The sequence below is a fragment of the Mycoplana dimorpha genome, assembly GCF_003046475.1.
Classification (GTDB): Bacteria; Pseudomonadota; Alphaproteobacteria; order Rhizobiales; family Rhizobiaceae; genus Mycoplana; species Mycoplana dimorpha.
In genome coordinates this window covers 19859-31807 of sequence record NZ_PZZZ01000008.1, presented here as the reverse complement: position 1 = coordinate 31807, position 11949 = coordinate 19859, and the positions used below count along the sequence as shown (strand labels likewise).

Sequence of the window (11949 nt, the reverse complement as noted above, 5' to 3'; positions counted from 1 at the left end):
CCCGCTTGGGAAACAACGGACAAGCAAGGGAAGGAAACCACAATGCGCGTCTATTACGATCGTGATGCCGATCTCAACCTCATCAAGGCCAAGAACGTTGCCATCGTCGGCTACGGTTCGCAGGGCCGCGCCCATGCGCTGAACCTGAAAGATTCCGGCGCCAAGAACGTCGTGATCGCGCTGAAGGCCGGTTCGCCGACCGTCAAGAAGGCCGAGGCCGACGGCTTCAAGGTCATGACGGTTGCCGAAGCCGCCAAGTGGGCCGACCTGCTGATGATGGCGACCCCGGACGAACTGCAGGCCGACATCTACAAGGCCGACATCGCCGGCAACATCCGCGATGGCGCGGCGATCGCGTTCGCCCACGGCCTCAACGTCCATTTCGGCCTGATCGAGCCGAAGTCCTCGCTCGACGTCGTGATGATCGCCCCGAAGGGCCCCGGCCACACGGTTCGCGGCGAATACCAGAAGGGCGGCGGCGTTCCCTGCCTCGTCGCCGTTCACCAGAACGCTTCCGGCAATGCCCTTGACCTCGCGCTGTCCTACGCCTGCGGCGTCGGCGGCGGCCGTTCGGGCATCATCGAGACCAACTTCAAGGAAGAGTGCGAAACCGACCTGTTCGGCGAGCAGGTCGTCCTCTGTGGCGGTCTGGTCGAGTTGATCCGCGCCGGCTTCGAAACGCTGGTCGAGGGCGGCTACGCGCCGGAAATGGCCTATTTCGAGTGCCTGCACGAGGTGAAGCTGATCGTCGACCTGATCTATGAAGGCGGCATCGCCAACATGAACTACTCGATCTCCAACACCGCCGAGTGGGGCGAATACGTCACCGGCCCGCGCATCATCACCGAGGAGACCAAGGCCGAGATGAAGCGCGTCCTGAAGGACATCCAGACCGGCAAGTTCACCTCCGAGTGGATGCAGGAATGGAAGGCCGGCGGCGCGCGCTTCAAGGGCATTCGCCGCAACAACGACTCGCATCAGATCGAAGAAGTCGGCGCCAAGCTGCGCGGCATGATGCCCTGGATCGCCAAGAACAAGCTGGTCGACAAGGCCGTCAACTAAGGCCCGTCAGCGCCGTCAGCCAAGCTGTCCGTCGTGCGACGGGAGGGCTGGCCGACGACCGATGGTGAGAAAAGCCGGGCACGCGCCCGGCTTTTCCATTTTTGGCAAAGCCATTTCTGCAACCTCCAGGCTCGCATCAAAAAAACGGCTCTGATCCCCAGCGCCTGGGCCGGCACCTGCGCCTGCCTTGCCGGCTTCCGCCCGACACGTTGAACGTCGAAACCCTCCACCAATCAGGGGTTGCCCTCCCGGTGACGAAGGAACATCATTGCTCCGATGTCGTTTCACGATCGCGGAGGAAAGTGTGATGGCAACGTTTTTCTACCATTTCGCGTGGTTCGACGCGGCGATACTGACGGCGATCGTCGCGCTGGTGCTGGCAAGCATCTTCGGCGAGGGGAAAGCCTGAAGGACCTCTCCGGAGGGACGACGCAACGGGAACGCAGCCACAACTGCGACGTACGGTCGTTTGCCTCATGAGCAGCGATGCTGTTGGCGCCGGTGCCTGACTTCGCGCGACCACGAGGCGCCTGCCTTCAGCGTGCGGCCGCCGGGCAAATCGTCCGGGACTTTCTATCCCCCAGCTTGCGGGCACCAGGGGCGATCGGCCCGGATGATGGGCCCGCATGTTCAGCCTGGACTTGTGGCGAGGTCGGACGTCGGAGCAATGGGTGCCGTTTCCGGCACGACCAGCTTGCGATAGAGATGCCAGGTCGCATGGCCGAGGATCGGCATCATCACCGCCAGTCCGGCGAAGATCGGGATCGTGCCGATGATCAGGCAGACCGCGACGATCAGGCCCCAGAAGGCGACTGGCGCCGGATTCGTCACTGTCGCGCGCAGCGATGTCTCGACGGCGGAAACCGCGCCGACATCGCGATCAAGCAGCATCGGGAAGGCCACGACCGTGGTTGCGAGCACCACGGCGGCGAAGCAGAAGCCGACCAGGTTGCCGATGACGATCAGTTCCCAGCCTGCGCGGGTGTCGAACACCTGGGAAAGGAACACCGATAGCGTCTGCGGCGGCTGCGGGCCGAACAGGCTGACATACAGGCCTTGAGCAACCAGGATCCAGGTCACGAACAGCACCAGCAGCATCAGCCCGACCGTCAGGATGGCCGGCAGTGCCGGGGACTGGCGGACCTCGAGGGCATGCTGCCAGGAGGTGTCGAGGCCGGCCTCGCGGCGGCGGCTGATCTCGTAGAGGCCGACTGCGAACAGGGGCCCCAGCAGCGCAAAGCCGGCCATGAGCGGGAAGATGATCGGCAGCAGGTTGGCACCGGAACTCCAGGTGATCAACACGACGCCGGACAGGGGATAAATCATGCAGAGAAAGGCATAGTGCGATGGCTGCTGGCGAAAATCGTCGAGACCGAGCAGGAAGGCGTCCCAGACTTCGCCGATGCTGATCTTGCGGATCTGCGGGTGGGCGACCCTGCTTTCCGCGTCCGACATCACGTGAAAAGTGGCCATGCTTGGTCCTCCTTGCGGGTTGGGCCGTAGGAACGCCGCGGGCAGGACCTCCATCCACCCTGCGGTGGTCGATCAATGGTCGCTAAAACATTAGCATTCTCGCATGAAGTTGTCCTGCCCCTTGACACCGGCGCCCTTCGCACGCAAATCGCCTTCATGAAGGTTTCCGAGGCAGACATACTGATCGTCCCGGGCTACACCAATTCCGGGCCGGGACATTGGCAGAGCCGCTGGCAGGCAAAGCTGTCGACGGCGCGCCGTGTCGAGCAGGCCGAATGGTCCAAGCCGGTGCGCGAGGACTGGGTCCGGCGGGTGGTCGAGGAGGTTGAGGCGGCCGAAAGGCCGGTGGTGATCGTCGCCCATTCGCTCGGCGTCGCCGCCGCCATCCATGCCGTCCCCCAGGTCGGCCACAAGATTGTCGGGGCCTTCCTGGTGGCGCCGCCGGAGGTGACGAATCCCGCTATCCGTCCCAAGCACCTCATGACGTTCGGTCCCTATCCGCGCGATCCTCTGCCGTTCCCGTCACTGATGGTGGCGAGCCGCAACGATCCGTTCGGCAGCTACGACCACGCCGATGACATTGCGAACGCCTGGGGCTCGCTCCTGGTCGACGCCGGTTCATCCGGTCACATCAATACCGAATCCGGGCATGGACCCTGGCCGGAAGGAACCCTGGTGTTCGCCCGGTTTCTCAGCCGTCTGAAGCCCTGACTGCCGGCTCTCCGGTGCGGCCGAGCCCGGCCGGCATTAATCGGAACTTCATTCAATTCTCCGAAGCTGCGTCGGTGTTCTTCCAACGGGAGCCGCATCGATGGGCTCGACATCGCGATCGACGCCAATTTCGCGTCCGGGCATGCCGCTCGGCGCAGTCGCCGAGCATTCTCCGTTCGGCATGGGAACCGTCGACGATGCCCTGAACTTCACGCAGGCAAATCCGGCGCTGCTCAGCCTGTTCGCCGCCGCAGGCGTGGCTGACCTGCCGCGGCTGGACCGGGCCGTGCCCGACGAGGATCGCGGCCGTCTTTCGTGCGCGCTTGCCGGTGCGAATGGAGCGATGCAACAGCAATCGATTGAACTCCGCCTGCAGCGCACCGACGGCACATCGGTCTGGTGCCTGCTGTCGCTCGTCGATTGCGGCGAGGAAAATCCGAAGCACCTCTTTGTCCAGTTGGTCGATATCGACGCGCAAAAGCGCCGGGAAGCCGATCTCGCCGACCGGGAAAGCCGGTGGAACCACGCGCTGGAAAGTGCAGGGCAGGGCGTCTGGGACCACGATTACGCCAAGGGCGAGCTGTTCTACTCCCGCCAGTGGAAGGCGATCCGCGGGATGACCCCGGACGAGGAGGTGGACGGCTCGCTGGAAAGCTGGCTGCCGACGGTGCATCCCGACGATCGCGAGCGGGTGCTCCTCGAAATCGACCGGCAGGAATCCGCCGAGGCGGCATTCAACGTGTTCTCCTATCGCGAGCGCCATCGCGACGGCCATTGGGTCTGGATCGAAAGCCGGGGCGCCGTCGTGGAGTTCGGCCCGGACGGCCGGCCATCCCGCATCGCCGGAACCGACACCGACATCACCGAGCGCAAGAACGCCGAGGAGATGTTGGCGCAAATGTCGCGCCGGCTCCAGCTCGCACTAGACATCTCGCGCATCGGCGTGTTCGAAGTCGATCTCGACGCCCGCGTCCTCAACTGGGACGAGCCGATGCGGCAGATGTACGGCAAGGGCACCGGCCCGATCGCGAACACCGAGTGGGAGGAGGCGCTCCACCCGGAAGACCGGGAGGCGGCCACGGCCGTCGTAACGCAGGCGATAGAGGACTGGTCGGAATACAGCCATGCCTTCCGGATCATCCGCGAGGACGGCGCGATCCGCCACATCCGGGCCCGCGGCGCTCCCTATGTCGACGTCAACGGCGTGCGGCGCCTGGTGGGCGCCAACTGGGACGTGACCGAGGACGTGCTGCTGCAACAGGAACTCCAGCGCGCCAAGGACCTTGCCGAGGCCCGCAGCGCCGCGCTGGAGGAGGCCAGGGCACGGATCGAGTATACCGCGCTGCACGACCACCTCACCGGGCTTCCGAACCGCCGATACCTCGATTCGGTGCTCGAGGAGCGGGCCGCCCGGGCTGCGGCGGATGGCGCACGGCTGTCGATCCTCCACGTCGACCTCGACCGTTTCAAGGAGATCAACGACACGCTCGGCCATACGGCCGGAGACAGCATGCTGGTCCATGCCGCCGACGTGCTCAGAGCCAATATCGGCCCAAGCGATTTCGTCGCCCGCATCGGTGGCGACGAGTTCGTCGTTCTCGTCTGCGGGCCGGAGCAGGGCGACCTCGGCGAGCTTGCCGGCCGGATCGTCTCGGCCATGGGTGCGCCGGTGACGATCGAGGGAAACACCTGCCGGTTTGGCGCCAGCATCGGTATCGCCAGTGCCGCTGGCGCGTCGATCGACGGACGACAACTGCTGATCAACGCCGACCTCGCTCTTTACCGGGCAAAGAGCCGGGGGCGCAGCCGCCACGAGGTTTTCACCAGCGATTTCCAGGCACAGATCATCGCCACCCGGAACACGGCCGACGAGATCATGGCGGGTCTCGAGCGGCACAGTTTCATCCCCTACTACCAGCCGCAGTTCTGCGCCCGGACGCTCGAACTCGCAGGCGTAGAGACGCTGGCGCGGTGGCAGCACCCCCGCCGCGGCCTGCTCGCGCCGGACGCTTTCCTGGCCATTGCCGAGGACCTGAACGTCGTGGCGTGGATCGACCGGCAGATCCTCGAGCAGGCGCTGCGCGATCTCGATGGCTGGGACCGCGCCGGCCTGCACATACCCAAGCTGTCGGTCAACGTCTCGTCGCGTCGCCTGCACGACCCGGACCTCGCTCCGTCGCTGCGGGCACTCCCGATCGAGCCCGGCCGCCTGTCGTTCGAGTTGCTGGAATCCACCTTCCTCGACGATTGCGACCGGGTCGTTCTCGACAACCTCGCCGAAATGCGGCAGCTCGGCATCGACATCGAGATCGACGACTTCGGTACCGGGCACGCCTCCATCGTCGGGCTGATGAGGCTGCTGCCCCGGCGGCTGAAGATCGATCAGGAACTCATCCGGCCGATCAGCAGTTCGACGGCCCAGCGTCGGCTGGTGGCCACCATCATCGAGATCGGCCGGTCGCTCGACATTACCGTGACCGCGGAGGGCGTCGAGACGGCCGAGCACGTCCACATGCTGCGCGACATGGGCTGCGACATGCTGCAAGGCTACGCGCTGGCCCGCCCGATGCCGGCAGGTGAGGTCGCCGCCTTCCTGCAATCGGAGTGCTGGCGGGACGGATTTGGCTCCCCGCTCGAGTTGCAGGAGCGCGTCAGGCGCACCCTTGCGGGCTGACGCCGGCGGGGCGCCGCAACTTTGCCGTACGCGCTCTTGCCGATCGGGCGGGGCGGTGCTACGGCCTCCCGAAAGCGCGCGGGTATAGGTCAGTAATATTGACTTAAATTGGCCTGTGTGGTCCTCTCCAGCAATTCGAAATACCGAGGAAATCCCCCATGCTGAACTGGGAAGACATCTTTGCCACGCGTTCGTCCCGGATGAAGGCGTCCGAAATCCGCGAGCTGCTGAAACTTCTCGACCGCCCGGACATCATCTCCTTTGCCGGCGGCATCCCCGATCCGGCGCTGTTTCCGGATGAGGAGTTCAAGGCGGCCTATGCCGACATCTTCTCCGGCAGCGCCGTCAACGCCGCCCTGCAGTACTCGGTAAGCGAGGGCTACAAGCCGCTGCGCGAATGGCTGACCGGCGAGATGGGCAAGCTTGGCATCACCTGCTCGGCGGACAATGTCTTCATCGTATCGGGATCGCAGCAAGGCCTGGACTATCTCGGCAAGCTCTTCCTCTCGCCCGGCGACACGGCCCTCGTCACCTGGCCGACCTATCTCGGCGCGCTGCAGGCTTTCAACGCCTATGAGCCGAACTACGACAAGCTGGCGCTGAGCGGCAACCGCACGCCGGAGTCCTACCGCAAGACCGCGCAGGAGGCCGGCGGCAAGGTGAAGTTCGCCTATCTTTCCGCCGACTTCGCCAATCCGACCGGTGAGACGGTAGATCGGGCCGGCCGCGAAAGGCTGATCGACCTGGCTGACGAGCTCGACATCGCCATCATCGAGGATGCGGCCTACCAGTCGCTGCGCTTCGACGGCGAGGCCATTCCGCCGATCCTCGCCCTGGAGATCGCACGCAAGGGCGACATCAATGCCACCCGCACCATCTACTGCGGCAGCTTCTCCAAGACGCTCGCGCCGGGGCTGCGGATCGGCTATGTCGTGGCAAATGCCGACATCATCCGCAAGCTCGTGCTGATGAAGCAGGCCGCCGACCTGCATTCCTCGACCATCAACCAGATGGCGATCGCACACGTCACCGAACGTGGCTTCGACGCGCAGGTGAAGAAGATCAAGGCCGCCTACAGCAAGCGGCGCGACGCGATGCTTGCCGCACTCGCGAAGTACATGCCCGAAAGCGTGCGCTGGACGAAACCGGAAGGCGGCATGTTCATCTGGGTGACGCTGCCGGAAGGCATGGACGGGGCAACGCTGCTGGCCAAGGCGATCGAGACCAAGAAGGTTGCCTTCGTGCCGGGCAAGGCCTTCCACGCCGACGGCAGCGGCGCCAACACGCTGCGCATCTCCTTCTCCTGTGCCGACGAGAAGACGATCGACGAAGGCATAAGCCGCCTCGGCGCCTTGATCCGCGAGGAACTGGCCTGACGCTTGTTTTTCGGAACCGCCCGCCGGGCGGTTCCGGCCTCGGCGAAGGGCAAGCCGATCAAGAAGACCGGGCGCCGCCGCGCAAGGCTGCGCCCGTCGTCGAGCACAGACCGGGAAAACCGGCAGGCGATCCCCACAGCATGTGCAAAGTCAGCGGCAGCGTGCTGAGCGGCGCTCCTCTGAATGCTGCCGGCATCACGACGATGCCGGTTACGGCATCACAACGTCGATTTCCTCGCCGGAGGACGCATAGGTGACCCGGCCGGCGCTCTTACCGTCGGGGCTTTCCACCCGGATCTCCATTGTCAGCCGGCCATCGGGCGAGGGCACCATGTAGGTGCCATCCGGGCCCATGGCCTGGCCGATCGCGAAGGTGTAGCGGGCGATCGGCATCGCGTGATCGTCCACGCCGAGGCGACGGTAGGCGCGCGCCCGGAACTCGGCGAGCCGGCCGGAGCCGGTAAAGGTCTCGATGGCCTCCATCGTGAACAGGCGCTCCGGGCGGAAATCCTCGTCCCAGGGCATCCGCATCGCGGACCGGGCGACATGCGTGTCGTCCGCCACGAATTCAGCCATGGCGCCGGGTCGATTCGGGTCTTCGGCAAGGATGCGGGTCTCGTTGGCGTCGAAGCCGAGTTCGGCGAACCGCGCCGCTTGCGGGAACTCGGCGGCCACGCGCCGAAGCGTGTCGGCTATGGCTTGCGGTGCAAGGCGGTCGCGCCTCGGCTGGCGGCTGTCGGGCAGGTCGACCTGTCGAACCGTGCCGTCGGGGGTAACCTCGACCGTGCCATTGCCGTCACCCTTGCCGTCGACGGCCCCGTCGTCGAAATGGACCACCCATCGCAGTTCCGTGCCTCGAACGGCGCGTTCGCGCCTTAGCGTCATGGCTTGAAGTCGCGCTTCGTCGTTGCCCCATTCGCGCCGCGCGATCCGGCGGATGCGCTCCAGCCCGTTCAGGTCCACGTCCTTGAGTGAGAAGAGTTCTGCCGTGCTTGCCCCGTGGACGAGGGGTGACAGCAGGGGAGAGCGGGTGACGCCGGAAATCGTCCAGGTATAATCCTCCTTTCGCCCGGCGATCGAAGGATGGTCGGCGCTGACCGACAACGCTCGCGGTCGCACCGTGAATTCCCGCAGCCGCCGGTCTTCCCCAAAGATCGCGGCAAGCGCCGCCATCGCCTCCCGTTTCGGCCAGTCGGAATTTGTCAGAAGGTCCATGCGGCGGGCGCGGTTGGTGTTGGACAGGTCGCCGCCGATGATGTTGCCGGCGGCGTCGGCGCGAACCGTCGCGCTCTCGCGGCCGGAGGTGACATAGATCGACCAGCCGATCTCCCCGTAGGCGGGCTCGGGCAGGATGCTGACCTGCCGGGCGATCTCTATCGATTGCACATGCGCCTCGTCTTCGAGCCTGGCATAGGCGATCGCGTGGGCAACCACCTCCGGAACCCGCTCCAGGGCGATCTCGTCCCGTCCGAAGAAGCCCCCGGTCGTGTCGGAGACGAGGCCGGGTGTATCGGAGGCCCGAGGGCCGACCGTGGTCTCGAAGTCGAAGAAGAAGCGCCTGACGATGCCGATCCGCCATTCGTCGACATTCGCAGGGGCATGCTCGCCCTGCAGCTCGACGGTGACGTTCCTGTCGGTCAGCCGCACGGCCAGCAGCCGGGGGGACCGCCCCGTCGCCGCGATGATGGAATCCACAGCCCTTGCGGCCTCGCCGCGTTCCGTGAGGTAAGAGCCGGCGGCGCTTGCGTCAGGGGCTGCGGCCAGCAGGCAGGTCAGAACGCTGGCGGCGAGGATTGTGAGACTTGCGAACGACCACGCCTTCATTTCACTGCCTCGGCCCGGAATCGGGATCGCCGCGATGATGAAGCCTCAGGATATGGGACACAAGCGGGATGTGTCCGTGGCCGCAGCGGGAAATCGCTTCCCATTCGGCTGATGGCGGCTAAACTGCGCGTCATTTCAACGGTTGCAATGCAGATGTCCGTTCGCCTCGCCACCTTCAATGTCGAAAACCTTATCTCGCGTTTCGATTTCAGCGGCTTCCGCAACCAGGCGCGCCAGGACCGGGTGCTGCGGCTGTTCAGCATCAGGACCGAGGCGGAGTTCCAGCGGCTGGAGGAGGCGCGGGCCATCGCGCTGACCGACGATTCGCGCCAGCAATCGGCGCTGGCGATCGCCGACACCGATGCCGACATCCTCTGCCTGCAGGAGGTCGACAACATCGAATCGCTGCAGGCTTTCGAGTACGGCTACCTCTTCAGGATGGCCGGCAACGGCTATCGCCAGCGTTACCTGATCGAAGGAAATGACAAGCGCGGCATCGACGTCGCCGTGCTGATGCGGGAGCGCACGCGCGACGGCCAGGCCATCGAATGCGTGGACGTGCGCAGCCATGCGGCTCTCACCTATCGCGATCTCGACCTGTATCTGCCCGAACTCGCGCCGCTCACGCCCGATGACCGCATCTTCAAGCGCGACTGCCTGGAACTGGACCTGCGGATCGGCGGGCGGCCGCTGACGCTCTACGTGGTGCATTTCAAGTCGATGGGGCCGGGGCGCGACGGCCTGGACGGGCGTTCGTCGACAATGCCGGTCCGGATCGCCGAAGCGAAGGCGGTCCGCCGCATCATCGAGGACCGCTTCGGCGCCGGGCGGACGGCAAACAAGCGCTTCGCCATCTGCGGCGACCTGAACGACTACCGGGAGCGGATCATCGTCGAGGGAGACCGACGCAACGGCTACGTCTTCCGCCGGGTCGAGGAGGGCGTGAGCGCCGTCGACGTCTTCACCGGGGACGGTTTCGTCGAAAACCCGGTGCTGCGCCCCGCCGAGGACGACCGCTGGACGCTCTACCACAACATGGGGCCGGACGACCGGTATCTCTGCCAGCTGGACTACATCCTGCTTTCGCCCGAACTGGCCCGCCGCAACCATTCGCGGGTGCCGGAGATCATCCGCGCCGGCCAGCCCTACCGGACCATCTTTCCGCCGGGCCAGGAGGTGGAGCGCTACCCGCGCATCGGTTGGGACCGCCCGAAGGCCTCCGATCACCGCCCGGTGGTGATGACGCTGGACGTGTGATGCGCGGCGTCATTGACGTCCCGCCATCCGCCCTCGAGGCGGCGCCTAGTCATCCCCCGCACCGGCGTGATTAGCCTCTTGCCGGAGACGAAGGCGTCGTGCAGTTTGCCAATCGGGACAATCGCCAGGGAGTATGCCGTGTCGCGCCGATACGCCGTTTACGACGTTTTCACCGACCGCAGGCTGGCGGGTAATCCGCTTGCCGTCGTCTTCGACGCCGATGGCCTGGATGACGCGCAGATGCAGGCGATCGCTGGCGAGTTCAACCTGTCCGAGACGGTGTTCGTCAAGCCCGCGCGGAACCCCGCGCACGCGGCGAAGCTGCGCATCTTCACTCCCGTCGACGAGCTGCCCTTCGCCGGCCACCCGACGGTCGGCGCGGCCGTGGCGATCGCCGAGATGCTCAACAGGGAGGCGGGGCGCCCGCTCGACCTCGTCAGCGTGCTGGAGGAGAACATCGGCCCGGTGCGATGCGCGGTGCGGCTGCCGTCCAGCGGGGCTGCCTTCGCCGAGTTCGACGTGCCGCGGCGGTCGGTGCGGCTGGACGCGGTGCTGGACCGGCAGGCGATCGCCGACGCCTTCGGCCTGAAGATGAGCCAGATCGGCTTCGAAAACCACATTCCCTCGCTCTGGAGCGCCGGCGTCGCCTTCGTCATGGTGCCGGTCCACGACCTTGTCGCGGCGTCGTCGGCGGAGTTCGACCCGGTGCTGTGGCAGCGCTGCGTTCCCTTTGCCGACGGGCGGCTGGCATCGGCCTATCTCTACTGCCGGGGCGGGGTGAACCATCTCGCCCGCTTTCACGCCCGCATGTTCCCCGCCGAGATCGGCATCGGCGAGGATCCGGCCACCGGATCGGCGGTGGCGGCCCTTTCCGGCGCCATCCAGTTGTTCGACCAACTGGTGGACGGCCATCATCCGATCCTGATCGAGCAGGGCATTGAAATGGAGCGGCCATCCTTCATCCACCTCCATCTCGACGTCGCCGACGGTGAAATCGCGGGGGCGCGGATCGGCGGGCAGGCGATCCGCATCGCATCCGGCACGCTCGAACTCTGACCTGGCGCTTGCTTACCCCCGGACGCGATGGGCCGAGGTGCGCGGCAGGCCCGCGAGCAGCAACGGCAGACGCGAAGCCCGCGACGGTCGCGGCTGTGGTCGGAAGAGGCCAGAAAATGAGCTCGCAGTATTCGCTGTCGGATGCGGACCGGCGTGGAAAATTGTGCCGCCGCGAAGAAATTTTTCGCGACCGGGTAGACAAGGTCGGAGAACGCCATTATACGCCCCATCAGACCGCAGCGACGCGGTCCTGACGGCGGGTGATTAGCTCAGTTGGTAGAGCAGCTGACTCTTAATCAGCGGGTCCACGGTTCGAGCCCGTGATCACCCACCAAGTTTCCCGTGATATTTCAATTTTTTAGAATGGCAGGGGACTTCGCGAAAGCTAGACGTCTTCACGGCGGTTTGGCCGCAAAAGCGCTGGTCTGGAGCGCAGATTCCCGGAAGAATCCCGAACTGAACTCTGAATGCGCGGGGCTGGGCGCGCGTGCGGACTTGGCCCCGGAGTCCCGGATT

At 65.5% G+C, this 11949-nt stretch carries 8 protein-coding genes and 1 tRNA gene; 7 read left to right on the top strand and 2 right to left on the bottom strand.

Annotated features, from left to right (window positions below):
- Window positions 1–42: 42 nt before the first annotated feature.
- Window positions 43–1062 carry a ketol-acid reductoisomerase gene (gene ilvC / locus C7449_RS17860; RefSeq protein WP_108004265.1) on the top strand — a complete coding sequence of 340 codons (1020 nt, stop codon included), beginning with the start codon at window positions 43–45 and terminating at the stop codon, window positions 1060–1062.
- Window positions 1063–1692: 630 nt separating this feature from the next.
- Here the strand turns inward: ilvC and C7449_RS17855 are convergent.
- Window positions 1693–2535: a DUF2189 domain-containing protein gene (locus C7449_RS17855; protein ID WP_108004264.1), complete on the bottom strand. Its 843-nt coding sequence runs from the start codon at window positions 2533–2535 to the stop codon at window positions 1693–1695.
- Window positions 2536–2691: 156 nt separating this feature from the next.
- Here C7449_RS17855 and C7449_RS17850 point away from each other — a divergent pair, with 156 nt between their 5' ends.
- The 3 genes from C7449_RS17850 (at window position 2692) to C7449_RS17840 (ending at window position 7296) form a co-directional block, all read left to right on the top strand.
- Window positions 2692–3246 (top strand): RBBP9/YdeN family alpha/beta hydrolase, encoded by a 555-nt coding sequence (locus C7449_RS17850; protein ID WP_108004263.1) that lies wholly within the window; start codon window positions 2692–2694, stop codon window positions 3244–3246.
- Window positions 3247–3346: 100 nt separating this feature from the next.
- The gene (locus C7449_RS17845; RefSeq protein WP_108004262.1) at window positions 3347–5920 is read left to right on the top strand and encodes a sensor domain-containing protein; all 2574 of its coding nucleotides are present in this window, start codon (window positions 3347–3349) and stop codon (window positions 5918–5920) included.
- A 158-nt stretch (window positions 5921–6078) separates the two neighbouring features.
- Window positions 6079–7296: an aminotransferase-like domain-containing protein gene (locus C7449_RS17840; protein ID WP_108004261.1), complete on the top strand. Its 1218-nt coding sequence runs from the start codon at window positions 6079–6081 to the stop codon at window positions 7294–7296.
- Window positions 7297–7506: 210 nt separating this feature from the next.
- On the opposite strand, the gene C7449_RS17835 is transcribed toward C7449_RS17840, so the two are convergent.
- Complete coding sequence (locus C7449_RS17835; protein ID WP_108004260.1) at window positions 7507–9120, bottom strand: hypothetical protein; 1614 nt, start codon at window positions 9118–9120, stop codon at window positions 7507–7509.
- A 153-nt stretch (window positions 9121–9273) separates the two neighbouring features.
- Here C7449_RS17835 and C7449_RS17830 point away from each other — a divergent pair, with 153 nt between their 5' ends.
- The 3 genes from C7449_RS17830 (at window position 9274) to C7449_RS17820 (ending at window position 11767) form a co-directional block, all read left to right on the top strand.
- Window positions 9274–10377 carry an endonuclease/exonuclease/phosphatase family protein gene (locus C7449_RS17830; protein WP_108004452.1) on the top strand — a complete coding sequence of 368 codons (1104 nt, stop codon included), beginning with the start codon at window positions 9274–9276 and terminating at the stop codon, window positions 10375–10377.
- Between the two features lie 138 nt (window positions 10378–10515).
- Window positions 10516–11433 (top strand): PhzF family phenazine biosynthesis protein, encoded by a 918-nt coding sequence (locus tag C7449_RS17825; RefSeq protein ID WP_108004259.1) that lies wholly within the window; start codon window positions 10516–10518, stop codon window positions 11431–11433.
- Window positions 11434–11691: 258 nt separating this feature from the next.
- Window positions 11692–11767: transfer RNA gene (locus C7449_RS17820), tRNA-Lys, on the top strand.
- The last annotated feature ends 182 nt before the right edge of the window (window positions 11768–11949 follow it).

What these genes read in the sequence shown, in the direction of transcription:
- ilvC (WP_108004265.1), top strand. Translation starts at nt 43, where the DNA reads ATGCGCGTCTATTACGATCGTGATGCCGATCTCAACCTCATCAAGGCC.
- C7449_RS17855 (WP_108004264.1), bottom strand. Translation starts at nt 2,535, where the DNA reads ATGGCCACTTTTCACGTGATGTCGGACGCGGAAAGCAGGGTCGCCCAC.
- C7449_RS17850 (WP_108004263.1), top strand. Translation starts at nt 2,692, where the DNA reads ATGAAGGTTTCCGAGGCAGACATACTGATCGTCCCGGGCTACACCAAT.
- C7449_RS17845 (WP_108004262.1), top strand. Translation starts at nt 3,347, where the DNA reads ATGGGCTCGACATCGCGATCGACGCCAATTTCGCGTCCGGGCATGCCG.
- C7449_RS17840 (WP_108004261.1), top strand. Translation starts at nt 6,079, where the DNA reads ATGCTGAACTGGGAAGACATCTTTGCCACGCGTTCGTCCCGGATGAAG.
- C7449_RS17835 (WP_108004260.1), bottom strand. Translation starts at nt 9,120, where the DNA reads ATGAAGGCGTGGTCGTTCGCAAGTCTCACAATCCTCGCCGCCAGCGTT.
- C7449_RS17830 (WP_108004452.1), top strand. Translation starts at nt 9,274, where the DNA reads ATGTCCGTTCGCCTCGCCACCTTCAATGTCGAAAACCTTATCTCGCGT.